Source organism: Mesorhizobium sp. GbtcB19, from assembly GCF_019091085.1.
Classification (GTDB): domain Bacteria; phylum Pseudomonadota; class Alphaproteobacteria; order Rhizobiales; family Rhizobiaceae; genus Mesorhizobium.
Map to the genome: position 1 here is coordinate 642,256 of NZ_JAGXJY010000001.1, position 24,416 is coordinate 666,671.

A 24,416-nucleotide genomic window follows, 5' to 3' on the forward strand; every position below is an offset into this window, starting at 1 on the left:
TCACCTCTCCCCCAGCCGCTCGACGGCGGGAAGCTTTGGAAGGCCGAAAATCGAAAAATCGCCGGTGCGCGCCGGCGCCTCGGTGCGGATCGCCGCGCGCAGCCGGGCCGAGCGCGCGCGCGGATTGGCTTCCGTCTCGGCCTCTCCCGGCGTCACGCCGCCACCGGACTTGCGGAAGGTGGCAATGCGCATAGGCGCATCGGGCATGTGCCGCGAGCCACTGGCGGCCTCGGAACGATCGGCGATGAAGCGCTTGACGATGCGGTCTTCCAGCGAATGGAACGTCACCACGGCAAGCCGCCCGCCGGGTTTCAGCACCCGCTCGGCAGCCAGCAGCGCCCGTGCCAGCTCGCCCAACTCGTCATTGACGAAGATGCGCAGCGCCTGGAAGACGCGCGTTGCCGGATGGATCTTGTCCTTCGGCCCTCTCCCGATATGCGTCTCGATGGCGTCGGCGAGATCGAGCGTGCGCTCGAAGGGCTTCTTCTCGCGCCGGCTCTCGATCATGCGCGCGATGCGGCCGGCATGACGCTCCTCGCCGAGAAAGCCGAAGATCCGGGCAAGATCGCCGGCTTTGAAAGTGTTGACGACGTCGGCGGCGCTGAGGCCCGCCTGCGCCATGCGCATGTCGAGCGGTCCGTCGGCGCGAAAGGAAAAGCCGCGCTCCGCCTGGTCGAGCTGCATGGACGAAACGCCGATGTCGAGCACGACGCCGTCGGCGCTCTCGGCATGTTCGTCCAGCGTCGAGAACGGCGCCTGGACAAGCTTCAGCCGTCCGCCGGCCCGCTGCTCGAGCGCTCTGCCCGCCGCGATTGCGTCCGGGTCGCGGTCGATGGCGATGACGGAGGCGCCGCGATCGAGGATGGCGCTGGTATAGCCGCCGGCGCCGAACGTCCCGTCGACGATCGTCTCGCCTGCCTTCGGCGCGAGCGCGTCGAGCACCTCGGCAAGGAGGACCGGAATGTGACGGGCCGGTCCGCCAACGGCGTGAGGGTCATCGCCGTGGCCAGCCATCATTCCGATCGCTCCCCAGGCTTCGTCCCCTGCCGAAGCTGCAACAGCCTGGTCCGCGCCTGCGCCCCATAGGCGGCAAGCCGTCCCGGCTCCCAAACCTGAAAGAAATTGCCGCGGCCGACAAAGGCCACCTCGTTCGCGATGCCTGTATGCTCGCGGATGAAATCGGTCATGGTGATGCGGCCGTCCTGGTCCAATTTCAGAAACGTCCCGTCGCCATGGCAGAAGAACGACATGTCGTCCGCCGTCTGCAGGAATGGGTCTTCCAGCGCGATCCGCTGCTCGTAGCGGTCGAGCAGATCGAGCCCGCCGACATCCATCGCCGGCAGGTCCAGGCAGCGTAGCGCGTAGAGTTCCGAATACCCGCGCTTCTGCACCACGGCACGGAAATGCGCCGGAACGGACACCCGCCCCTTCGCGTCGATCCTGTTCACCGCATTTGACAGAAATCGGTCCAATGAACACTACAGCCGCTTCCGCCGCCGCACCCCTTCCCATGTTGTTCTCCGCGCCCCCGCGCTCGCGATAGATCGCTTCGTTCACCGAGGCGAAAACCGACGAACGCGCAGCCGCCGCGACTGCCCGATTGGCGTACGCTTCACCCTGACGCGGAACGAAAGCTTGATTTAAGTGGGATATCATGGGGCACTATGGGCGTCAACGGGAACAGGCATCACAAACACGCAGGCCACAACCAGAAAGCGCAGGCTGAAGGCACGTCTCGTCTTTATCCTCTATTAAGCCTAACGAAGCGTTTAGAGCCCTCTGGCCCAAAAAGACGTGGCTTGCTGCGAATGCCTGCCGCGCATAGCGTCGGCGGCGATTTGCCGCCCAGCCGAAGGATCGAGCCTCATGTCCGAAACCGCGAAGTCCCGCGCCGCCGCGCTTGCCCATCTGCGCAGCCGCGATTTCGCCAAGGGCGACCCGATCCCCTTGCCGCTGACCATGGCCTCGATCTTCCACACACCGGGCGCAGAGGCCGGCTTCGATCAGTATGGCCGTTACGATAATCCGACCTGGCGCGCGGTCGAGCACGCGCTCGGTCACCTTGAAGACGCCCAATGCGTCGCCTTCCCGTCCGGAATGGGCGCGATCTCGTCGGTGTTTTTCGCGCTGCTGAAATCGGGCGACCGTGTGCTTTTGCCGTCCGACGGCTATCACGCCACACGCGCCATGGCGGAGCGCTTTCTGGGACCGCTCGGCATCGCCTGCGACACCAGGCCGACACCGACCTTCCTCGACGGCGGGTTCGACAGCTACCGGCTGGTTTTTGCCGAGACGCCGTCCAATCCGCGGCTGGACATCTGCGATATCACGGCGATGGCCGAAGCCGTCCACAGGCAGGATGGGCTGCTGGCCATCGACAACACGACGATGACGCCCTTCGGCCAGCGCCCGCTCGACCTCGGCGCCGACATCGTCGTCTCGGCCGACACCAAGGCGGTGAACGGCCATTCGGACGTACTTTTCGGCCATGTCGCGAGCCGCGATGCCGACATCATCGCCAAGGTGACGGACTGGCGCAGCCTGGTTGGCGGCATTCCCGGGCCGTTCGAGGCATGGCTGGTGCATCGCGGCCTGGAAACGCTGGAGGTGCGTTTCGACCGGATGTGTTCCTCGGCCGAAACGATCGCGCGGCGATTGAAGGACCATCGCGCCGTCAGCGGCCTGCGCTATCCCGGGCTCGACGGTGATCCTTCGCACAATCTGGCCCGAGCCCAGATGGAGCGCTTCGGCTTTCTCATCTCCTTTGAACTGGCCTCGGAGCAGAAGGCCGAGGCATTCATCGACAATTGCCCGCTGATTGAATCGGCGACGTCCTTCGGCGGCGTGCATACGTCGGCCGAGCGGCGTTCGAAACGCGGCGACGCCGTGCCGCCGGGCTTCGTTCGCCTGGCGATCGGCTGCGAACCGGTTGAGGAGTTGTGGCAGGCGATGGAGGCATCGCTTAACAGCGTTGCCGGTTGACGGGTTAGGGTGCCAGATCCTCAGCTTCGATCTTACGCCTGCCGTGCAGCACGCGAACGATTTCGATAGCGTCGTCGCCAATTCGGTAAAAGGTAAGGTATTCACCGACAACGAGGTGGCGGATGCCAAGTGAATCGCCGCTGAAGCATTTCAACAAGGCGCACTGCAGCGTTTGGATTATCTGAAGCGATATAATCGCCAATAGCTTCGAGATCGACGAGAGCCCGTGGAAGCAGGCGGTATTTCACTCGCCAGCGCCCTTGGCTTCCACCATCTTCGCGTACTTGGCCCGCAAACGCTCCATTATCGGAGGTCCCTCCAGCGCCGGCCCACTATCGATCCCTTCCTGCACCAGCTTGCGCAACTCTTCCACGGTGTAGCCGAGCAGGTCGCGGCGGTCTTTCCACTGCCTAAGCGCATCGCGGATCACTTCGCTCGCGGAGGCATATTCTCCGGCGGCGACCACATCGTCGACCGCCTGCGCCAGTTCCGGCGAAAGCGTGATGCTGCGTTTGTCGACCTGTCCCATGGCACGCTCCTGTCTTTCGCAGAAGGTACGATTTAATCGCACCAGCTTCAAGGAGAGGATTGACGGAGGCTTGGGCGGCCATCGCGCCAACGCCTGATTCAAAAGGCACACCCATCGGCGCAACCTTCTGATTTACGAGAGAAAAATGCCAGCTGGCCTGTAAGCCGGGTTCTGTATGGCCCTCGCCTTGCGGCGAGAACGTGGCGGCCATTCATCTTGGGCGCATGTTGCCATGCGCCTCACGCAACCTACCCGGGCGGTGGGCCGGAAACAGCCCTCGAAGGTTTCCCCTCGCACCGCCCCTATTCGGTTTTGCTCCCGGTGGGGTTTGCCGTGCCGCTTCCGTTGCCGGTCGCGCGGTGGGCTCTTACCCCACCCTTTCACCCTTACCGCGGCGGATGCCGCGGCGGTTTGCTTTCTGTGGCACTTTCCCTGGGGTCGCCCCCGCCGGCCGTTAGCCGGCACCGTGTCTCCATGGAGCCCGGACTTTCCTCACCCGCAGCCTTTCGGCTCTCGCGGGTGCGGCCGCCCGGCCAGCTGGCAAGGGCGTATAAAGGGATTCCCGCCTGAAAACGCAAACGAAAAAGCTGACCTATCCCGCCCAAAGCCCTCGGGCCGACCTGAGCGTCCGCGACGGGTTTTGGGACGACGACATGCATAACGAACACGCGCAGCCCAAATCCGCCTCAATGGATAAGCCTCAGGCCGGTGAGCCCAGCGCCACCATCTGCACCTTCACCTTGCTGCAATAGGCGGCCGAAACCGGGTTCATCCGCGTCGCGCCATGACCTGCGTTGTATTTGAGGATCGTGCCGCAGGTGGTGCCGCCGCCGAGGTCTCGCGCCATGGCAAGGTACTTCATGCCGTATTTGATGTTGGTATCGGGATCGAACAATCCCTTGGCCGAGCCGGTGTAACCCATCATGCGCGCCGTCGCCGGCTTGATCTGCATCAGGCCGATCTCGCCAGCGCCGCCGACCAGGTTCGGCCGATAATTGCTTTCGATCTTGATGACGGCCTTGGCCAGCGATACCGGGACGCCATAGCTCGCGGCATAGCGGGCAATGATCGCCGAATACTGGCCGTCGCCAGCCGCGGCAGGGATTGCCGGGGTGATCTTGCCGGGGTTGATCGAGGCCGTCGTGGTGAGATCGATGGCCTTTCTGCCACGCTTGGCGCGCTTGGCCGTCGATTTTGTCACCCGGGCCGCGGCGGCCTTCTGCACCTTTGCTGGCGCCGCCCTCGCGGTTTTTGGTGTTTTGGCGTTCGCCTTCGACGTTACGGGAACGGCTGCGAAGCCATTGTCCACTGCCCTGGGGCTCAGCGGGGCGCTGTTGGCTTGATTGAAGGCAAAACTTATTACTCCGGCAGCAACAGCTGCCGCTACAACGGTCAATTTCTGCATGTAGTCCTGTTCTGTTAGAACCGCGCGAAGAACTTCACGCGGCTGCGCCAATTCAACATCGGATCATCCGGGGGGATAGATGCCCGACGACTTGCGGGAGAGGCATTTGGCGGTGGAATTGGCGGCAATGAGGGCGGCGCAATTCACTTTAAGTGACAGATTGTAATTTAAGGAACTTGTAGCGGCTATTTTGCCGGGAGTGCCTTTACGGAAGCCAGAAGCCTCTGCAGCGTGCGGATTGTCGAATTGTCCGCCACGCCATCGACCAGCCGCCGCCGGAAGTGCCGCTGGAACGCCGCCACAACGATTTCCGTCGGCTGGTCGTAAACACCCGATATCTCGACGCCATAGCCATAGAGCGCCAGCATCGATTGTAGCGCTTCGACATCAGAGCCGGTGTCGCCGGTCTTCAGCGCAGCGCCCGGTTTTATCGGCGCCGCCGGCACGAGCTGACCGACACCGGCCGCGAACAGCGCCTTCCAAGGGAATTTCTCACCCGGGTCGACCTTGCGGCCCGGCGCCACGTCCGAATGCGCGAGCACCCTTGTGGCAGGAATGGAATGACGACCCACGATACCCGCGCATAGATCGATCACGGCGCCGATCTGCCGCCTCGGGAAGGCTTTGTAGCCCAGCGTATGCCCGGGATTGACGATCTCGATGCCGACCGAGCAGGAGTTGATGTCGGTTCGCCCAAACCAGGAACTCTTGCCGGCATGCCAGGCGCGGTCACTCTCGCGCACCATTTGCACGATACGGCCGTCCTCATGGACGAGGTAGTGCGAAGACACCTCGCTTGCCGGATCGCACAGCCACGCCTCGGCGCTCTCGCCCGTCGCCATGCCGGTATAGTGCAGCACGATCATATCGGGCCGGAGGGTCTCGCGGCGCGGGCCGAAATTCGGCGACACCCGGACCTCGGCACCTGGCTGGTCGGGCAGAAAGCCGCTCATGCGTGCCTGAGGCCCCGCTCGATCATCTCATAGGCGGCGTTGATCGCCGCGACCCTGGTCGTGGCGATCTTGATGAATTCCTGCGGCAGACCGCGGGCGATCAACCTGTCGGGATGATTGTCGGAGATCAGCTTGCGATAGCGTTTCCTGATCTCCTCGAACGGTTTGCCGCGCTCGATGCCTAGAACGACATAAGGATCGGCGGCACCCAGATTGACGTGCCGCGACAGGATCACCTCGTAATGCGCTTCGTCGATGCGAAAAATCTCGGCGATCCGATGCAGGAACTGCCCTTCCCGCTCGTGGATCAGGCCGTCCGCCTTGGCAATGTGGAACAGACCGTCGAGGATGTCCTCCAGCATCATGCAGTTCGCGTGGCCGGAACCGCACAGCTGCGCCATGCGCTGGGCGTAGATCTCGAACCCGGCAACGTCCTGCTGGGCGATGTCGTAGAGCCGTGCCACGTTGCGTGTCTCGCTTGGCGGCACTTCGAAGATTTCCTGGAAGGCGCGCACTTCGTCCTGGGTGACGATGCCGTCGGCCTTGGCCATCTTGGCTGAGAGCGCGATCATCGCCACCGAGAAGGCAACGCGCCGGCGCAGGTCCGGGTCGCCGGAAAACACGGTGCGCACGGCTTCCACGACATCCGCGACGCCCGAGGACGCCGATGACGAAACACGAGCGATGAAGTCGCCAAGGCGGTCCCAAATCGACATGTCGGCTTCATAGTGCGAACCGGGCGGTTCTATCAAGCCGGGACGATGCCGCAGGTAACCTGGGAATGGTACGGACCGGTGCGAAAGGAAGGCCGGCAATGGCCGGCCTTCCTTGAATTCGTCGGTCAGCTCTTACTGCGCGGGCGCGGCAGGAGCCGGATTTGTTGCCGGAGCCGGTTCAGCGGGCTTCGAAGCGTCGGGCGAGGCCGGCTTCATCGGCTGCTCGCTGGCCGGGGGATTGGTGCTTTGGGTTGTGGTCTTATCGGTGCCACTGTCGCTACAAGCCGCGACCCCCAGCAGGGCGAGCGCCGACACAGACGCCAGAATGAGCTTCTTCATGGTATCTCTCCTTCAACAGACGCTCACGTTTCGGTGAGCGGTCGCAAGGGAAATGCATCAACAGGCCGCCGGTTTCGTAACGTTGCATTTCGATCTGTAACATCAACTTGCAATTGCTGGCGCCGAAATCCCGAACTAACAGAACATACGCTCGAAGAGATGGTGGATAAGCAGAATGCCGGCAGAAGCGGGAAGAGACAAATGGGACTTCTGGATCGACCGCGGCGGCACTTTCACGGATGTCATCGGCCGTGACCCGCAAGGCCGGCTGCATCCGCGAAAACTGCTGTCCGAGAATCCCGAGGCCTATGCGGATGCCGCCATCCAGGGCATCCGCGATCTGTTGGGCTTGAAAGCCGGCGCCGCCATTTCCGCCGATGCGATCGGCGATGTCAAAATGGGCACCACCGTTGCCACCAATGCGCTGCTCGAGCGCAAGGGCGACCGTGTGCTCCTGCTTATCAGCAAGGGTTTTCGCGACGCTTTGCGTATCGCCTACCAGGCGCGGCCGGATATCTTTGCCAAGGAAATCATCCTGCCAGAGCAGCTTTACGAGAGGGTGATCGAGGTCAACGAACGTGTGCGCGCCGATGGCTGCGTCGAGCGGTTGCTCGACATCGCCGCCTGCCGCCCGGCGATCGAACAGGCCAAGGCCGACGGTATCGACGCGGTCGCCATCGCCTTCATGCACGCCTGGAAGTACCCGGACCACGAAAAGGCCGTGGCAAAAGTCTGCCGGAAGATCGGCTTCGGCCAGATCTCGGTCTCGCACGAGGTCTCGCCGCTGATCAAGCTGGTGGGCCGCGGCGACACCACCGTGGTCGACGCCTACCTGTCGCCGATCCTGTCGCGCTATGTGCAGCAGGTGGCAGGAGAGTTGGGCGCCGGCCCGCGCCTGATGTTCATGATGTCGTCGGGCGGGCTCACCGCCGCCGACATGTTCCAGGGCAAGGACGCGCTGCTGTCCGGTCCGGCGGGCGGGGTCGTCGGCATGGTCGAGACGGCAAAACTCGCCGGCTTCGAAAAGGTCATCGGCTTCGATATGGGTGGCACTTCGACCGACGTCGCCCACTATGACGGCGACTATGAGCGCGCCTTCGACACCGAGGTGGCCGGCGTGCGTATCCGCGCGCCGATGATGCGTATCCATACGGTCGCCGCCGGCGGCGGCTCGATCCTGCATTACGAGGCGGGCCGCTTCCGCGTCGGCCCCGATTCCGCCGGCGCCAATCCCGGCCCGGCCGCCTACCGGCGCGGCGGCCCGCTCGCCGTCACCGACGCCAATGTCATGCTCGGCAAATTGCAACCCGATTTCTTCCCGGCGATTTTCGGCGCCGGCCAGGACCAGCCGCTCGACGCCGGCACGGTCCGCGAGAAATTCGCCTCGCTTGCCGCTGAAATCGGCGATGGCCGGACGCCCGAGGCCGTCGCCGAGGGTTTCGTCACCATCGCCGTCGAGAATATGGCCAACGCCATCAAGAAGATCTCGGTGCAGCGCGGTTACGACGTCACAGAATATCTCTTGAACTGTTTCGGCGGCGCCGGCGGCCAGCATGCCTGCCTGGTCGCCGACGCGCTCGGCATGGAAGCCGTGCTGATCCACCCCTTCTCCGGTCTGCTTTCGGCTTACGGCATCGGCCTGTCTTCGGTCTTCGCCTCGCGCCAGCAGGGTCTGCTGCAGCCGCTCGCCGAGGAATCGCGCGCGGCGATCGAGACACTCATCGCGGCCCTGCGCGGCGACGTCATCGCCGAACTCGGCGAACAAGGCATCGCCGAAGACGCGGTTTCAACCAAGCCCGTCCTGCATATCCGCTATGACGGCACCGATACGGCACTGCCGGTGAATTTCGAGCATGGCTCGATCTTCCGCGCCAGAAGCGATTTCGAGGCCGCGCACAAGGCACAGTTCGGGTTCGTCTATGACGACAAGCCGATCGTCGTCGAGACCGTCGCCGTCGAAGGCATGGACGCGGCTGGGCAGGACAAGGCCGAAGCCTACGCTCCTGCCGGACCGGCAGGGATCGAGGCCAGGCCTTTGGAGAGCAGGCGTTTCCACACCGAAGGCCGCTGGCATGAGGCCGGCGTCTATCGCCGTGAAAATCTGCGGCCGTCCCACACGGTCGCTGGCCCCGCCCTGATCATCGAGCCGAACCAGACCATCGTCGTCGAGCCGGGTTGGCGCGCCGAGATCACCAATCTCAACCACGTCGTGATCCGCCGCACGGAAAGAAAGGCGCGTGCCGCAGCCCTCGGCACCGAGGCCGATCCGGTGATGCTCGAGGTCTTCAACAACCTCTTCATGTCGATCGCCGAACAGATGGGCGTGACGCTGCAGAACACCGCCTATTCGGTGAACATCAAGGAACGGCTCGACTTCTCCTGCGCCGTGTTCGACCGCCATGGCGCGCTGGTCGCCAACGCGCCGCACATGCCGGTGCATCTGGGCTCCATGGACCGTTCCGTCGAAACCATCATCCGCCTGAACTCAGGCGACATCCACCCCGGCGACGTCTTCGCGCTCAACGCCCCTTACAATGGCGGCACGCATTTGCCCGACATCACGGTGGTGACGCCCGTCTTCGACGATGCGCAAAACGAGATCCTGTTCTGGGCGGCGTCGCGCGGCCATCACGCCGATGTCGGCGGCACCGCGCCCGGCTCGATGACGCCGCTGGCTACCACGGTCGACGAGGAAGGCGTGCTGTTCGACAATTTCCGCATCGTCGATCGCGGTCGCTTCCGCGAAAAGGAACTGGAGACGCTGCTTACCGACCACCCCTACCCGGCGCGCAATCCCGTCCAGAACATCGCCGACCTCAAGGCCCAGATAGCCGCCAACGAAAAGGGCGTGGCGGAGCTGCGCAAGATGGTCGTGCATTTCGGTCTCGATGTCGTCGAGGCCTATATGGGCCATGTCCAGGACAATGCCGCCGAGAGCGTGCGCCGCGTGATCGAGCGGCTTCCCGACAGCGCGGCTTACGAATACCCCACCGACACCGGCCAGGTGATCAAGGTCAAGATCACCGTCGACCGGCAAAAGCGCGAGGCGACCGTCGATTTCACCGGCACCTCGAAGGTGGAGAAGAACAATTTCAACGCGCCGGAGCCCGTCGCCCGCGCCGCCGTGCTCTATGCCTTCCGCGTCATGGTCGAGGACATGATCCCGATGAATGCCGGGTGCCTGAGGCCGATCAACATTGTCATCCCGGACGGCTCGATGCTGAAGCCCGCCTACCCTGCCGCCGTCGTCGCCGGCAACGTCGAGACCTCGCAGCATGTCACCAATGCGCTGTTCGGCGCGATGGGGGCTATCGCTAACGCGCAAGGCACGATGAACAACCTCACCTTCGGCAACAAGAAATACCAGTATTACGAGACGATCTGCTCCGGCTCGCCGGCCGGCCGGATGAATTCGGGACGCGGCTTTGCCGGCACCTCCGGCGTTCACACCCACATGACCAACTCGCGCCTCACCGATCCGGAGGTACTGGAGCTGCGCTTCCCCGTCGTGCTGGAAGACTTCCACATCCGCGAGGGTTCCGGCGGCAAGGGCAAATGGAATGCCGGCGACGGCACCAGGCGCACCATCCGCTTCCTCGAAAAGATGGAATGCGCGATCCTGTCCTCGCACCGCAACCGGCCGCCCCAAGGTCTAGATGGTGGCGGCGACGGCGAAGCCGGCTCGACCAAGGTCCGGCGCAATGACGGGTCGGTCGACGTGCTGAAGGCCTGCGACCAGACGGTGCTCGAGGCCGGCGAGGCCGTCATCGTCACCACGCCAACGCCCGGAGCGTTCGGAAAAGTGTGAAATCAACATCAGCCTGCCGTCAACAGGTTGTCACCTGCCTGTCATGACGCTGCGCTACCCGCTTGCGCCAAAGCAAACGGGGAATCACCTTTCCATGTCGGACGTATCCGGAGAACTCGTTTACCGTCGAGGCAAGGAAGTCGGAAAGGCCGTCTACCAGAACCGCGCATTGTCGAAGGACGGCATTTCCGAGCGGCTCTTTGCCTTCCTGTTCTCCGGCCTGGTCTATCCGCAGATCTGGGAAGACCCGGATGTCGACATGGAGGCCATGCAGCTTGGGCCCGGTCACCGGGTCGTCACGATCGCCTCCGGCGGCTGCAACATTCTGGCCTACCTGACCCGCTCGCCAGCCCGGATCGACGCCGTCGATCTCAATGCCGCGCATATCGCGCTGAACCGCATGAAGCTGGAAGCGGTGCGCCATTTGCCGTCGCAGGGCGATCTGTTCCGCTTCTTCGGCGCCGCCGGCACCAGCCACAATTCGGATGCCTATGACCGCTTCATCGCGCCGCATCTCGATCCGGTCAGCCGACACTACTGGGAGCGCCGCAGCTGGCGCGGCCGCCGCCGTATCTCGGTCTTCGACCGCAATTTCTACCAGACCGGCCTGCTCGGTCTCTTCATCGCCATGGGCCATCGCGTCGGCAAATTGTTCGGCGTCGATCCGGCCGGCATCATGAAGGCGCAGAATATCGGCGAGCAGCGACGCTTCTTCAACGAGGAGCTGGCGCCGGTCTTCGACAGGAAGCTGCTGCGCTGGGCGACGTCGCGCAAGGCCTCGCTGTTCGGCCTCGGCATCCCGCCGGCGCAGTATGACTCGCTGATCACCTCCGGCGACGGCTCGATGGCGAGCGTCTTGAAGGCGCGGCTGGAAAAGCTCGCCTGCGACTTCCCGCTGGAGAACAACTATTTCGCCTGGCAGGCCTTCGCCCGCCGCTACCCCGAGCCCGGCGAGGCGGCGCTGCCTGCCTATCTGGAACAGCGCAATTACAAGACGATCCGCGCCAACATCGACCGCGTTGCCATCCACCACGCCAATCTGATCAAGTTCCTGGCCGCCAAGGATGCGGGCACCGTCGACCGCTTCGTGCTGCTCGACGCGCAGGACTGGATGACCGACGACCTGCTCAACGCGCTGTGGACCGAGATCACCCGCACGGCTTCAGCCGGCGCGCGCGTCATCTTCCGCACCGCGGCCGAGCCCAGCCTGCTGCCAGGCCGCGTTTCCAGCTCGCTGCTCGACCAGTGGACCTATGAGAGCGACGCCTCGCGCGAATTCTCGGCAAAAGACCGCTCGGCGATCTATGGCGGCTTCCACCTCTATGTGAAGCGCGCCGCATGAGCACGACGGAGCTGCCGGCCAGCCATGCCGAGCTGATGGACGGCGTCTACCGCTGGCAGCGCCATATCTACGACCTGACCCGCAAATACTACCTGCTTGGCCGCGACCGGCTGATCGACGGGCTGGACGTGCCACCAGGCGGCACCGTGCTGGAGCTCGGCTGCGGCACCGGCCGCAACATCGTGCTTGCCGCCCGCCGCTATCCGGGCGCCCGCTTCTTCGGCCTCGACATCTCGGCCGAGATGCTGGAGACGGCGGGCGCGGCCATCGCTCGTGAAGGCCTGTCCGGCAAGGTCGATCTGGCGCGCGGCGACGCCACCGATTTCGACACCAAGGCTCTCTTCGGCGTCGAGCGTTTCGACCGCGTCTTCGTCTCCTATTCGCTGTCGATGATCCCCGGCTGGGAAAAGACGGTATCGGCTGCCCTTGCCGCGCTCGCGCCCGGCGGCTCGCTGCACGTCGTCGATTTCGGCCAGCAGGAAGGCCTGCCGCGCTGGTTCAGGGCCTTGCTCCGCGGCTGGCTGCGGAAGTTCCATGTCGAGCCGCGCGCCTCTTTGCGTGACGTGCTTGAATCGGAATCGCAGCGTGCCGGCGCAACCTTCCGATTCAGAACGCTTTATCGCGGCTATGCTTGGCTGGCGATAATCAAGACCGCCATCTGATTCGGCATTCTCAAGTTTATTACCCGCGAGCCTGTCCGAACCCGCCGTCGGTGCGCAGCAACTGGAACCTGCACATCGCATGTTGCTGCATGACCCAAGGAGTGGTACATTAACTCAGAACTCGGGCGCATGTGATGATCATCGGCTTCAGAGATTGATGGCTGCGAGCCTTCTTTTTGGATGATACCCACTCTCGCAACATTCCGTCCGATCTCGAAAGCCGTTTGTTCCGCAAGCTTCAGATGATCGACGATGCGGCAACAGACCAGGATTTGCGGGTGCCGCCCAGCAATCATTTCGAGAAGTTGCGCGGCAATCTCGAAGACTACCATTCAATCCGCGTCAACAAGCAATGGCGGCTGGTCTTCCGCTGGGACGGCGGCCGCAGTGAGGCCACGGACTTATATCTGGATGACTACAGCTACAAGTGAGGTGAGACATGTTGATGACCGCGCGCAAGCCTGCAACGGTTGGGGAAATCCTTACTGAAGAATTCATGCAGCCGCTTGGTCTGACACAGGCGGCTTTGGCTGAGGCCATGGGCGTCCAGCGCAAGCATGTGAATGAATTGTGCAACGACCGCCGCAGCGTCACCGCCGCGACAGCGCTCATCCTGGCGCGGGTATTCGGCAACAGCCCGGATTTCTGGCTGAACGTCCAGCGCCGCAACGATCTTTGGCTGGTGATGAATTCGCCCGATGAACGGGCGCGTGTTGCCCGCGCCAAGCCTTTGCCGACCGCTGCCTAAGCAACATCATTGGACGCTAGTGCAATGCTTTCACCAGCGCGCCGACCATCGTCTGCGGTCGATATCCCAGCTTTGCCGGCGTCAGCCCCAGCCGCACCACCACCAGTTGCTCCGACGGGATGATCGCCACCGTCTGGCCGTCATGGCCCTCCATCCAGTAGATGTCCCTGGGCAGGCCGGCGGCGGTGCCCGCGCCGGGTTTTTCCTCATCTCCCGGTCCTTCGATCCAGAGCTGACCCTTGCCGTAGACCTTCGACGCCGGCGCCGGCTCGCGCATCCAGTCGACGAAGCCGGCGGGCAGGATCTGGTTGCCGTTCCAGATACCGCCCTGCAGCAGGAACTGGCCGAAGCGCGCCCAATCATGCGCCGTGGCATAGAGATAGGACGAGCCGACGAAAGTACCCTGCTCGTCGGTTTCGAGCACGGCGCTCTTCATGCCGAGCGGCTCGAACAGCGCCGTGCGCGGCCATGCCAGCGCCTTGGCCTTGTCGCCGATCGCATCCTGCCACAGCCGCGACAGCATCACAGCCGTGCCGCTCGAATAGGAAAACACTTTTCCGGCCTCGCCGGTCAGCGGCTTGGCCTCGGCGAAACGCGCCATGTCCGGCTCGAGATAGAGCATGCGCGTCACGTCGGCGACGTCACCATAATCCTCGTTAAACTCCAGCCCGCTCGACATCGCCATCATGTCAGCAAGGCTGACGGCGGCGCGGCCGTCGGCCTTCCACGGCGCGAACAGGCCCTTGTTGTCGACGGCCATCTTGCCGTCCTTGACCAGTGTGCCGACGATCGCGGCATTCACCGTCTTGGTCATCGACCAGCCGAGCAGCGGCGTCCTGGCTGAAAAGCCCTCGCCATAGCGCTCCGCGACGATGCGGCCGTTTTTCACCACCACGATGGCGCGCATGCCGGTGCCGGCCATCGCCGCGTCGTCGACGATTTTCGCGATTTCGGGATTTTGCGAGGCATCCACGCGCTCGCCGTCGGGCCAGAGCGCGTCCGCCTGCGCCGGCGTGGACGCCGCCGCGCGCAGCGACGTCTGCCGCGCCTTGCCGGTGTCGCCGTCGGGAACCGAGGCGCAGCCGACACCGTCACGCTCCACCGCGACGCTCTTGCCCAGCACCCAAAGCAGGCCGGCCGAAACCAGTCCCCGCTCCTTGTCGACGGAGACTTTCATCAACCTGAGCAGCGGATGTCCGGGCGCCTGCACGTCGACGGCCAGGACCTGGTTGGCGTCACGCCCGGCGATGAACACATTCGAGCAGACGATCTTGGCCGAATAGCCCGAGCCGACCCGGATCAGTTCCGGCGGCGCGAAATAGAGCCAGGCGAAGAGCGCTGCCACCGCCAGGATCACGAGGCCAAGCAGCCATTTGAAGAACTTCGCGACAACCCGCATCTTTTCCGCCCTTTGGATTCGCCGGCACGATTTATGTCATCGATTTGCCGCCATTGCTTCCGCAAAATCATCGGTGTCGGCGAGCGTCGTCAATGGATTGTCAACCATGTTCGGCGATCTACTTTGTCCATGTCGCCCAAAAGTGCGCAGCGGTTTTGGGACAACGACTTGGACAGACAAATGAGACTAGGACGGTCCTGTGGGGCGATCGTCCGGAGGGGGCCTGCGTAAGCGACCGCCATCGGTAAAGGACCCATCAGCGGCCGGCTGAACCCGGCTGGGGGAATATCATGCGCCGGCTTGCGGCCATTCTGATGCTGACGCTGCTGGGCGCCTGCTCGACGGTGGACGATCTTTCGCCGCTGTCGCCGTCCGCGCCGACGGTCGCCGTGCGCGCGCCCAAATTCGAGGATTCCAAGCCGCATGAATGGGACAGCGGCGCGCCGTGGAACTACGCCATCCACGGCACGGATGTCTCCAAATACCAGACCTCGGTCGACTGGCCGGCGGCCAGGGCCAGCGGCATCTCCTTCGCCTTCATCAAGGCGACGGAAGGCGGCGATCGCTTCGACGACTATTTCAACGAGCACTGGACGCGCACCCGGGCCGCCGGAATTCCGCGCGCGGCCTACCATTTTTTCTATTTCTGCACGCCGGCCGAGACCCAGGCGCGCTGGTTCATCGCCAATGTTCCGAGAGACCCGTCGGCGATGCCGCCGGTGCTCGACATGGAGTGGAATCCGAAATCGCCGACCTGCAGGCTGCGGCCGGACCCGGCGACGGTGCGCGCCGAGATGACCACCTTCCTCGAAATCGTGGGGCGCCATTACGGCAAGAAGCCGATCATCTACACCTCGATCGACTTCTTCGACGACAATCAGCTGGCGACCTTCCGCGGCTATCCCTACTGGCTGCGCTCGGTCGCCGGCCACCCGCGCGAGAAATACGGCAGCCACCCCTTCACCTTCTGGCAGTACACCGGAACCGGCATCGTGCCCGGCATGACCGGCAAATCCGACATCAACGTCTTCAACGGCTCGGAAGCCGCCTGGAAGAAGTGGCTGCGGCAGAACACCCGTTGACATCCGATCTCCCGCCTGCTTTTCGACACGGCGGGCGGCGAAACATGCAACCGCTGGTAATCTGGAGCGGCGCACTCGTGCGAGTGCCTGGCGTCTCCTGAGCTTTGAAATCCTCGCATGCACCTGTCCGATCCCGGTCCGGGGTCACGATGGGGCCATGCGCCGGTCTCGAAAGGGAAGCGATGCGATTGCGCGTTGAAATCCTGGCGGCGCTGTTTGTCGGCGCGCTTGCACTGCCCGCCATGGCGCAGGAATGCGGCGGCGACTTCGACGCTTGGAAACAGGGCGTGGCGACCGAAGCCAAGGCGGCCGGCGTCGGCGCCGAAGGGCTCGACGCGCTGGAAGACGCCACCATCGATGAGCGGGCACTGGCGCGCGACCGTGCCCAGGGCGTCTTCACCCAGACTTTCACCGAATTCTCCAACCGCATGATCTCGGCCTATCGCCTGAAACAGGGCGCGGCCAATCTGAAGAAATATGCCGACGTCTTCGCCCGCGCCGACAAGGAATTCGGTGTCCAGCCGGCCGTCATCACCGCTTTCTGGGGGCTGGAGACCGATTTCGGCGCCGTGCAGGGCGACTTCCATACGCTGGATGCGCTGGTCACGCTTTCGCATGATTGCCGCCGGCCTCAGCTCTTCCGGCAGCAATTGGTGCCGCTGCTGACGCTTATCGACCGTGGCGTGCTGCCGGCCGACGTCAAAGGCGCCTGGGCCGGCGAGATCGGCCAGACCCAGATCCTGCCGACCGACTATCTGTCGCACGGTGTCGACGGCGACGGCGATGGCAAGGTCGACCTCAGGAACAGCGTGCCGGATGTCATCATGACGACGGCCAGCAAGATCCAGTCGCGCGGCTGGAAGCGCGACCAGCCATGGGTCCAGGAAGTGCGCGTCCCCGACGAAATGCCGTGGGACCAGACCGGCCGCACCAACAAGCTGCCGCTGTCGCAGTGGGCTCAGTGGGGGGTGACCGAGCCCAACGGCAACCCGCTCATCGACAATGGTCTGAAAGCCGGCCTGGCGCTGCCGATGGGCCGCAAAGGTCCCGCCTTCCTGACCTACGACAATTTCGACGTCTATCTGGAATGGAACCAGTCCTTCACTTATGCGCTGACCGCCGCCGTCATGGCGACGCGGTTTGCCGGCGCGCCGCAATTCGACCCGCGCACGCCCGAGCAGGGCCTCAACGGCGACCAGATGAAGGCGCTGCAGACCAAGCTCGAAGCCAAGGGTTACGACGTCGGCACGGTGGACGGTATCCTTGGCACCAACACGCGCGAAGCGATCCGCAAGGAGCAGATGCGGCTTGGCATGGCCGTGGACGGCTGGCCGACGCCGGAGCTGTTGGCCAAGCTATAGATTCTTCGGAGGCGGTGAATGAGCCGTTTCGACTCAAAGAGCAGCTACAATCCGCTTACTGCATCTCCAAAGCCGTGGGCAGAGATCGAGGGCTTTTATGCCTCACTCACACAAACGGCGTTCGATCAGCAGTCAATGGTAGAGTTGGTTCGGCACATACGTTCCGCATATGCGGAAGGCAGATTCCATGCCCTCACCTCGATGCACACGCTGGTTGTTAGCGTGAACAATCCCATCGAACTCAATCGCGAAAATCTTCGAGTGGATTACCACTTCGACTCTCGGGAATGGGCTTTCGGCTATTTTTCGAAGCCGTTCAAACCAGCCGAATTTTTCAGGCGCTACCATAAGCCGTTGGGAATCGAAAAGTTCGATAGTTTCGTAACAATGATCGGCTGGTAGGCCCTTATCGTCTCGACCGCACGAAATCAATGAAGGCGCGCAACGCCGGCGGCACATGCCGCCGGCTTGGATGATAAAGATAAAAACCCGGAAAGCTGGGCGACCAGGCTTCGAGAAACCGGACCAGCCTGCCCTTTTCGATCCATGGCTGGACCTGATAGTCAATCATGTAGGCCACCCCTGCCCCATCCAGCGCCGCGTTGAGCATCAGATCCGTATCGTTGACGGTCAGACTTCCCTTGACTGCGATTTCCAACGATCGCTTGCCGCGCGAAAACTCCCATCGGTAGATGCTGCCGCTGCCGGGCCATTGGAAGTTGATGCAGCGGTGCTGGTATAGGTCCTGTGGGCGACGGGGGACTGCCCGGCCTTCCAGATAGGCCGGAGCGGCCACCGCTGCCATTTGCAGATCGTCACTCAGCTTCACCGCCACCATGTCTTTTTCCAGCCGCTCGCCGAGGCGGATACCGGCGTCGAAACGCCCCTCGACGATGTCGGTCAGCATGTCGTCGACGATGACAGTCAGGGCAAGGTCAGGATAGGCGCGCTGGAAATCGCCGAGGACTGGCGCGATGAACCGCATTGCGGCAACGCGCGGAACATTGATGCGCAACGAACCGGCTGGCCTGTCCCGCGCGGCCTGAACCTCGGCGACAGCGTCCTCCAGCTCTCCGAAGGCAACGCCAAGGCGCTTAAACAGTGTCTCGCCAGCCACGGTTGGCGAGACACTGCGTGTCGTGCGATTGAGCAGCCTCACGCCGACACGCGCCTCCAATTGTCGGATCGTCTGGCTTAGCGCCGGCGGCGACACCCGCAGCCGCGCCGCCGCGCGAACGAAACTGCCTTCTTCCACGATTGCCGCGAAAGCCTTGAGCTCGGTGAATTCGGGTCCGCGCATTATGTATTCCTGGATTAACAAGTTAGTCAGATAATAGGCGATTATGCGATCAATTGCAGATCACTATCTCTCAACCGGCCGCCACATCGGCGACCCGCGAAGTGTTGAAGGAAATCGATCATGCCTCAATCGCTGCAAGGCAAAACCGCAATCGTCACCGGCAGCTCGCGCGGCATCGGCCGCGCAATAGCCGAAGGGCTTGCGGCCAATGGCGCGGCCGTCGTCGTCAACTATGTCGGCAACAGAAATGCCGCTGACGAAGTCGTCGCCGCCGTCGCCGGCAAGGGCGGCAAGGCAGTCGCCGTTCAAGCCGATGTTTCCGTTCCGGGCGATGTCCGACGCTTGTTCGACGAAGCGGAGGCCAAGCTCGGCGCGATCGACATTGTCGTGGCCAATGTCGGCGTCGCGGTCATCAAGCCGCTCGTCGAGGCAACCGAGGCCGACTTCGACCTCGTTTTCGGCACCAATGCCAAAGGGACTTTCTTCACGCTTCAGGAGGCGGCCAGACGTGTCCGCGACGGCGGCCGCATCATCGCCGTCTCGACTGGCGGCACCAAGATGTTCTTCACCCAGACGGCGCTTTATCTCGGCAGCAAGGGCGCTGTCGAACAGTTCGTTCGCGTGCTCTCGCGCGAGCTGGGACCGCGCGGGGTCACCGTGAACGCGCTGTCGCCAGGCTTTACCGATACCGATCTGTTGCCCGAACGCGATCGCGCCGTGGCAGCCGGCATGTCGCCGTTCGGCCGGATCGGTGCCCCGCGTGACGTTGCCGATGTCGCTGTCTTCCTGGCCAGCGATGAAGCGCGCTGGCTGACCGGGGAGAACATTCAGGCCGGCGGCGGGGTGGCGTGAGGATAGGCGGTAGGCAGTAGGCAGTAGGCAGTAGGCAGTAGGCAGTAGGCAGTAGGCAGTAGGCAGTAGGCAGTAGGCAGTAGAAAAATACCAAGGCGATACTCAAAGGGATAGGGATAATGTCTAATCCCTACTCCCTACTCCCTACTGCCTAATCCCTACTTCCTAATCCGCCATCGTCTCCAGGCTGGCAAAGCCCTGCGGCGCGTCGCCTTCGTCGAACGGCGTCGTCACCTCGACGAAGGTATCGGGGAAGAAGCCGTTGAAGCGGGTTCTGAGCGACAGCGAGTAGGCGCCGATATGGCCGATCTCGATCCAGTCGCCGGTGTCGACCGTTTCGGGCAGCCAGAACGGCCTGGACAGGATGTCGACGGAATCGCAGGTCGCGCCGCAGACCTTGAACGGCACGATGTTTTTTTCCGCGCCGTTGCGCGTGCGGATCGCGGGATCCGGAATGAAGCGCGCCGGCAGCGTGATCTTGCCGGTCCACGAATCCGACAGCGACGCCCAGATGCCGTCATTGATGTAGAGCCGCTTGCCCTTGCGCAAGAGCACGCGCACGATCAGGGACAGGCAGCGCGCCACGATCACGCGGCCGGGCTCCGCGACCAGCGGCATCTGGTCGAACTGATACTCTTTCAGGTCTCCGGCGAGCCGCGACATCAGCTGGCCGAGCGACGGCATCTCGATGTGCTTGCGGTTGGGATCATGGCCATACTCGGCCGGAAACCCGCCGCCGACATCGAGCCCGGCAATGTCGAAGGTCAGGCGGTTGCGCACCCAGTCGGCCGAGGCGAGCGCCCGCTCATAGGTGTCGGGATCCTCGATCTGGCTGCCGACATGGAAGCAGAGCCCAACCTTGTAGCCCGTGCGATTGAGGCGTTCCGCAAGCTCGACCGCATTGGCCGGCCCGGCACCGAACTTCTTCGACAATTCGTAGGCTGCATGGCCCTTGGTCTGAATGCGCACGAAGACGGTGATGGCGCCGGGGTCGATATCGAGCGCCCGCACCACGCGCGTCAGCTTGGTGATCTCGTCCTCATGGTCGAGCGAGATCACGCGGATACCGTATTTCTCCAGCGCAAGCTTGATGTCCGACTGCGCCTTGACCGGATGCATGTAGAGCATCTCGGCATCCGCCGAGACCGCGCGCACGGCGGCGAACTCACCTGGCGAAGCGACATCGAAGGTGCCGACGCCCGCTTCCACCAATGTCCTCAGCACGATCTGCTCGCCATTGGTTTTCACCGCATAAGCGGTCTTGCCGGGAAACATGCCCATGAACTGCAAGGCGTCCGCCTTCAGCACCTGCGGGCGAAAGCAGTAGACCGGATCGTCCGGACGAAGCGCCAGTGCCGCCTCGCGGGCATTTTCGAATCGCTGCATGGACGAATCCTCAAGTCTGGAGCGCGCACAATTAATCCTAGCTAGCCGCCAAAGAAAACAGTTCTGTGTCTGGCTATCGCGCGCGCCCGGCGCAAATCTCTGCCGACGCTAAACCAGCGGTCAGGTTTCGGGTGGCCCTTGCCGTCAAACCCGATATCGGTTGGTGAGGTGTTGACGGGCCGGGATTGCGGTCGGCCCCGGGAGGAACAGGATATGTCCACCATAGCCGGCGCCGCGCCGACGCGCGGACCGATGACGCTCAAGGATTGGGCGCAGCTTCTCTTGCTCGGCGCGATCTGGGGCGGTTCGTTCTTCTTTGCCCGCATTGCCGTGTCCGAAATCCATCCGCTGGCGCTGGTGCTGTTTCGTGTCGCCATCGCCGCGGCAGCGCTTCAGCTTTATCTGGCGATCCGCGGCCCGTCCTTCCGCCTCGCCTTCCCGCATGCCGGCCTGTTCTTCCTGCTTGCGCTCACCAACAACGTCGTCCCCTTCTCGCTGATCTTCGCCGGCCAGACTGAGCTCGGCGCCGGCGTCGCCTCGGTGCTCAACGCGACCACGCCGTTCTGGACATTGATCCTGGCCAATGCGCTCACCACCGACGAGAAGCTGTCCTGGAACAAGCTGGCCGGCATCGCGCTCGGCTTCGCAGGCACCGCGGTCATGATCGGCCCGGGCCTTATTGCCGGGCTGGGCGGGCCGGTCTGGGCCAAGTTCGCGCTGATCGGCGCTTCGCTCTCCTACGCCGTCGCCCTGATGATCGCCCGCCGCTTCAAGGGCGTGCCTTCCCCGGTCATCGCAACGGGACAGCTGACGGCCTCAACCATCATCATGATCCCGGTGGTGCTGATCGCCTACGGCCCGGCCGGGCTGCTTGCCGCCTCGCCGTCGGTCTGGGCGGCGGTGCTGGCGCTGGCGCTGCTTTCCACCGCCTTCGCCTACATCCTCTATTTCAACCTCGTCGCCTCGGCGGGCGCCACCAATGCCTCGCTGGTCACGCTGGTCGTCCCGGTCAGCGCGGTGCTGCTCGGTTTCCTGTTCCTTGGCGAACGGCTGGCGCTGTTCGAAATCGGTGGCATGACGCTGATCGGACTCGGCCTCATCACCATCGACGGGCGGCTGTTCGGCCGATGGTAGCGGTGTCATGCCACACCGCCGCCACAATTTATTCACAACCGCTGAGCCGGCTTTTGCCGAAGAGTTTCAACGGCTAACGGCAAATCCCAAGTCGCAAATTCCACAATCATGTCGCATTGCAGCACGTTTTCCGCTTGCCTGTGGCACAAATGACCCTAGACTCCTGCCCATAGCTCTGAAGAGGAGGCTATGACATGGGACTGACGAGGCCAATCAACGCTTTGATGATTTGTGCCGCATTCGCATTCATCGGTGCCCTTATCATAGGCGTTCTTCCCTGACCCGCCAAAGCCGGGAAGACTAAGCACCGAAGATAGTCCAACAGTTCGAAAAGGCCGGGTTCCACCCGGCCTTTTCCATTAAAGGCTCACTTCCCTCGCAGCCTGCTTCACGCCGCGGCCGAACCGGCCGCTTCCGCCTCATGCGAGCGGATGCCGATCATATGGCAGACGGCGAAGACGAGATCGGCGCGGTTCATCGTGTAGAAATGGAAGTCGCCGACGCCGCGCTCGACGAGGTCGAGCACCTGCTCCGCCGCAACGGCCGAGGCGACCAGCGCGTGCGTCTGCGGATCGTTCTCCAGCCCCTCGAAGCGCTCAGCGAGCCACGCCGGCACCAGCGCCCCGCAGCGCGACGAGAAATTCGCGACCTGGGTGAAATTATGCACCGGCAGGATGCCCGGCACGATCGGGATATAGATGCCGGCGCGGCGCGCCCGCTCGACATAGCGCTCGTAAAGATCGTTGTCGAAGAAGAACTGGGTGATCGCCCGCGTCGCGCCATTGTCGACCTTGCGCTTCAGCATGTCGATGTCGGTGGCGAAATCCGGGCTTTCCGGATGCTTTTCCGGGTAGGCCGAAACCGAGATATCGAAATCGCCGGCGCTCTTCAGCGCCCCGACCAGCTCGGCGCCATTGGCGTAACCGTCCGGATGCGGGCGATAAGCGGTTCCGACGCCGGCCGCCGGATCTCCGCGCAGCGCCACGAAACGGGTGACGCCGAAGTCGACGAATTCCCGGATGACGGCATCGACCTGGTCACGCGCCGCGTCGACGCAGGTCATATGCGCCGCCGGCGTCAGCGTCGTCTCGTTGAGGATGCGCTTGACCGTGCGCGCCGTGCGCTCGCGGGTCGAGCCGCCGGCCCCATAGGTCACCGAGACGAATTTCGGCTTGAGCGGCTCCAGCCGGGTGACCGTGTCCCACAGCCTTGCTTCCATCTCATCATTCTTCGGCGGGAAGAATTCGAACGAGACCCTGACCTTGTCGCCGATGTCAGGGCGGCGGGAAAAGCGGAACTGGTTCATCAGGCTGTTTCCCTCACTGGCAAGGAATCGTTGGACGGATCGGCGATCAGCAGGCGGCGGTCACGGCCGAGCCAGAGCTTGACGGTGAGCCTGGCCTCGTTGCCGCCGCGCGGCTCGAATTCCTGGCTGTCCTCGAGGTCGAGCCCGGCCTCCGCGAACCATTCCGAAATCTGGCGGTCGGAGAAGCCCAGCCGCATATGCGCATGCTGGTCGCGCAGGAACTCGAGCGAATGCGGCGCGAAGTCGACGACGATCAGCCGGCCCGACGGGCGCAGCAGCCGCGCCGCCTCGGCGATGGCGCGGGCCGGATCGTCGAGATAGTGCAGCACCTGGTGGATGGTGACGAGGTCGAAGGCGTTGCGCTCGACCGGCGGCGAGAAGATGTCGCCCTGGCGCACCTGCGCATTGGCGACGCCGGCCTTGTCAAGATTGGCGCGCGCCACCGTTAGCATCTCGCGCGACATGTCGATGCCGACGCCGCGCCGGTAAAGTGGGGCGAAGATTTCGAGCAGCCTGCCCGTGCCGGTGCCGAGGTCGAGCATCGACTGGAACGGCCGCTTGCCGACAAGCTTGATGAGTGCGGCTTCCACTGCGCGATCCGGCACATGCAGCGAGCGGATGTGATCCCAGCTCGCGGCGTTCTCGGAGAAATATTCGGCGGCCCGGTCCTGCCGCTTGCGCTTCACCGCCGCCAGCCGCTCGAGATCGCGCACCACCTGCGGATCGGTCTCGCTGATGCCGGAGACCAGACGCTGCACGAAGTCGCGCGAATTGTCCGTATCGGTCAGCCTGAAAAAGGCCCAGGATCCTTCCTGATAGCGGCCGATCAGCCCGGCATCGAGCAGCAGCTTCAAATGGCGCGAGACGCGCGGCTGCGATTGCCCCAGGATCTCGGTGAGGTCGGAGACGGTAAGATCGCCACGCGACAACAGCACCAGGATGCGCAGCCGGCTGGATTCGGCCGCCGCCTTCAATGTATCTACCATTGTGTCGAGCGAGACATGCATGAGCGGGTTCTCGTTGAAAGATATAAAGATATGTTTATGTCGATTTTGAAACTCTGGCAAGCACCTATGTCGCTTCCGGACAAGAAAATGGCGCAGCCGTGATCC

The 24,416-nt window shown here is 63.5% G+C and carries 24 protein-coding genes and 1 other RNA gene; 11 read left to right on the forward strand and 14 right to left on the reverse strand.

What is annotated here, in order from left to right; genetic code table 11:
• Positions 1–1,017 (reverse strand): 16S rRNA (cytosine(1402)-N(4))-methyltransferase RsmH, encoded by a 1,017-nt coding sequence (gene rsmH, locus KVT37_RS03035; protein WP_217569480.1) that lies wholly within the window; start codon positions 1,015–1,017, stop codon positions 1–3.
• A complete protein-coding gene (gene mraZ / locus KVT37_RS03040) occupies positions 1,014–1,472 on the reverse strand; it encodes a division/cell wall cluster transcriptional repressor MraZ (protein ID WP_135885531.1) in 459 nt (152 codons plus the stop codon). Before mraZ ends, rsmH begins: the two co-directional genes overlap by 4 nt.
• A 394-nt stretch (positions 1,473–1,866) precedes the next feature.
• Here mraZ and KVT37_RS03045 point away from each other — a divergent pair, with 394 nt between their 5' ends.
• A complete protein-coding gene (locus KVT37_RS03045) occupies positions 1,867–2,982 on the forward strand; it encodes a cystathionine gamma-lyase (RefSeq protein ID WP_217569482.1) in 1,116 nt (371 codons plus the stop codon).
• Positions 2,983–2,986: 4 nt separating this feature from the next.
• On the opposite strand, the gene KVT37_RS33445 is transcribed toward KVT37_RS03045, so the two are convergent.
• The 7 genes from KVT37_RS33445 to KVT37_RS03080 all read right to left on the reverse strand — a co-directional run bounded on the left by KVT37_RS33445 (position 2,987) and on the right by KVT37_RS03080 (position 6,924).
• Positions 2,987–3,184 (reverse strand): type II toxin-antitoxin system RelE/ParE family toxin, encoded by a 198-nt coding sequence (locus tag KVT37_RS33445; protein WP_306796729.1) that lies wholly within the window; start codon positions 3,182–3,184, stop codon positions 2,987–2,989.
• A gap of 42 nt (positions 3,185–3,226) precedes the next feature.
• Positions 3,227–3,511 carry a type II toxin-antitoxin system ParD family antitoxin gene (locus KVT37_RS03055; RefSeq protein ID WP_254633753.1) on the reverse strand — a complete coding sequence of 95 codons (285 nt, stop codon included), beginning with the start codon at positions 3,509–3,511 and terminating at the stop codon, positions 3,227–3,229.
• A 144-nt stretch (positions 3,512–3,655) separates the two neighbouring features.
• Positions 3,656–4,052, reverse strand: an RNA gene (gene rnpB / locus KVT37_RS03060) — RNase P RNA component class A.
• 159 nt (positions 4,053–4,211) lie between these two features.
• Positions 4,212–4,916 (reverse strand): lytic transglycosylase domain-containing protein, encoded by a 705-nt coding sequence (locus tag KVT37_RS03065; protein ID WP_217569484.1) that lies wholly within the window; start codon positions 4,914–4,916, stop codon positions 4,212–4,214.
• 185 nt (positions 4,917–5,101) lie between these two features.
• Positions 5,102–5,869: an N-acetylmuramoyl-L-alanine amidase gene (locus KVT37_RS03070; protein ID WP_217569486.1), complete on the reverse strand. Its 768-nt coding sequence runs from the start codon at positions 5,867–5,869 to the stop codon at positions 5,102–5,104.
• The gene (locus KVT37_RS03075; RefSeq protein WP_217569488.1) at positions 5,866–6,585 is read right to left on the reverse strand and encodes a DnaJ family molecular chaperone; all 720 of its coding nucleotides are present in this window, start codon (positions 6,583–6,585) and stop codon (positions 5,866–5,868) included. Before KVT37_RS03075 ends, KVT37_RS03070 begins: the two co-directional genes overlap by 4 nt.
• Positions 6,586–6,717: 132 nt before the next feature.
• Positions 6,718–6,924: a hypothetical protein gene (locus KVT37_RS03080; protein ID WP_217569491.1), complete on the reverse strand. Its 207-nt coding sequence runs from the start codon at positions 6,922–6,924 to the stop codon at positions 6,718–6,720.
• Between the two features lie 175 nt (positions 6,925–7,099).
• Between KVT37_RS03080 and KVT37_RS03085 the strand changes: the two genes are divergently transcribed.
• The 5 genes from KVT37_RS03085 to KVT37_RS03105 all read left to right on the forward strand — a co-directional run bounded on the left by KVT37_RS03085 (position 7,100) and on the right by KVT37_RS03105 (position 13,484).
• Positions 7,100–10,732, forward strand: coding sequence for a hydantoinase B/oxoprolinase family protein (locus KVT37_RS03085; protein ID WP_217569493.1), 3,633 nt, complete (start codon positions 7,100–7,102; stop codon positions 10,730–10,732).
• Between the two features lie 43 nt (positions 10,733–10,775).
• A complete protein-coding gene (locus KVT37_RS03090; protein WP_217569495.1) occupies positions 10,776–12,074 on the forward strand; it encodes a DUF3419 family protein in 1,299 nt (432 codons plus the stop codon).
• Complete coding sequence (locus KVT37_RS03095) at positions 12,071–12,736, forward strand: class I SAM-dependent methyltransferase (protein WP_217569497.1); 666 nt, start codon at positions 12,071–12,073, stop codon at positions 12,734–12,736. Before KVT37_RS03090 ends, KVT37_RS03095 begins: the two co-directional genes overlap by 4 nt.
• Positions 12,737–12,897: 161 nt before the next feature.
• Entirely contained in the window at positions 12,898–13,167 is a 270-nt protein-coding gene (locus tag KVT37_RS03100; protein WP_254633800.1) for a type II toxin-antitoxin system RelE/ParE family toxin, read from the forward strand.
• A gap of 8 nt (positions 13,168–13,175) precedes the next feature.
• Positions 13,176–13,484: a HigA family addiction module antitoxin gene (locus KVT37_RS03105; protein WP_217569499.1), complete on the forward strand. Its 309-nt coding sequence runs from the start codon at positions 13,176–13,178 to the stop codon at positions 13,482–13,484.
• A gap of 16 nt (positions 13,485–13,500) precedes the next feature.
• On the opposite strand, the gene KVT37_RS03110 is transcribed toward KVT37_RS03105, so the two are convergent.
• Positions 13,501–14,883, reverse strand: coding sequence for a serine hydrolase (locus tag KVT37_RS03110; RefSeq protein ID WP_217569500.1), 1,383 nt, complete (start codon positions 14,881–14,883; stop codon positions 13,501–13,503).
• A gap of 290 nt (positions 14,884–15,173) precedes the next feature.
• On the opposite strand from KVT37_RS03110, the gene KVT37_RS03115 reads away from it, so the two are divergent.
• The 3 genes from KVT37_RS03115 to KVT37_RS03125 all read left to right on the forward strand — a co-directional run bounded on the left by KVT37_RS03115 (position 15,174) and on the right by KVT37_RS03125 (position 17,728).
• Entirely contained in the window at positions 15,174–15,965 is a 792-nt protein-coding gene (locus tag KVT37_RS03115; protein WP_217569502.1) for a glycoside hydrolase family 25 protein, read from the forward strand.
• A gap of 182 nt (positions 15,966–16,147) precedes the next feature.
• Positions 16,148–17,326, forward strand: coding sequence for a lytic murein transglycosylase (locus tag KVT37_RS03120; protein WP_217569504.1), 1,179 nt, complete (start codon positions 16,148–16,150; stop codon positions 17,324–17,326).
• 18 nt (positions 17,327–17,344) lie between these two features.
• Positions 17,345–17,728, forward strand: a complete 384-nt coding sequence (locus KVT37_RS03125) for a hypothetical protein (protein ID WP_217569506.1) — start codon at positions 17,345–17,347, stop codon at positions 17,726–17,728.
• Positions 17,729–17,732: 4 nt separating this feature from the next.
• Here KVT37_RS03125 and KVT37_RS03130 read toward each other — a convergent pair whose 3' ends face one another.
• On the reverse strand, positions 17,733–18,626 hold the full coding sequence (locus KVT37_RS03130; RefSeq protein WP_217569508.1) for a LysR family transcriptional regulator: 894 nt from the start codon (positions 18,624–18,626) through the stop codon (positions 17,733–17,735).
• Between the two features lie 120 nt (positions 18,627–18,746).
• Between KVT37_RS03130 and KVT37_RS03135 the strand changes: the two genes are divergently transcribed.
• Positions 18,747–19,478: an SDR family oxidoreductase gene (locus KVT37_RS03135; RefSeq protein WP_217569511.1), complete on the forward strand. Its 732-nt coding sequence runs from the start codon at positions 18,747–18,749 to the stop codon at positions 19,476–19,478.
• Between the two features lie 165 nt (positions 19,479–19,643).
• Here KVT37_RS03135 and KVT37_RS03140 read toward each other — a convergent pair whose 3' ends face one another.
• A complete protein-coding gene (locus KVT37_RS03140) occupies positions 19,644–20,864 on the reverse strand; it encodes an alanine racemase (RefSeq protein WP_217569513.1) in 1,221 nt (406 codons plus the stop codon).
• Between the two features lie 213 nt (positions 20,865–21,077).
• Here KVT37_RS03140 and KVT37_RS03145 point away from each other — a divergent pair, with 213 nt between their 5' ends.
• Positions 21,078–21,998, forward strand: coding sequence for a DMT family transporter (locus KVT37_RS03145; RefSeq protein ID WP_217569518.1), 921 nt, complete (start codon positions 21,078–21,080; stop codon positions 21,996–21,998).
• A 388-nt stretch (positions 21,999–22,386) separates the two neighbouring features.
• Here KVT37_RS03145 and metF read toward each other — a convergent pair whose 3' ends face one another.
• The gene (metF, locus tag KVT37_RS03150) at positions 22,387–23,304 is read right to left on the reverse strand and encodes a methylenetetrahydrofolate reductase [NAD(P)H] (RefSeq protein WP_217569519.1); all 918 of its coding nucleotides are present in this window, start codon (positions 23,302–23,304) and stop codon (positions 22,387–22,389) included.
• Positions 23,304–24,311, reverse strand: a complete 1,008-nt coding sequence (locus KVT37_RS03155; protein WP_217569520.1) for a metalloregulator ArsR/SmtB family transcription factor — start codon at positions 24,309–24,311, stop codon at positions 23,304–23,306. Before KVT37_RS03155 ends, metF begins: the two co-directional genes overlap by 1 nt.
• Positions 24,312–24,416: the final 105 nt, after the last annotated feature.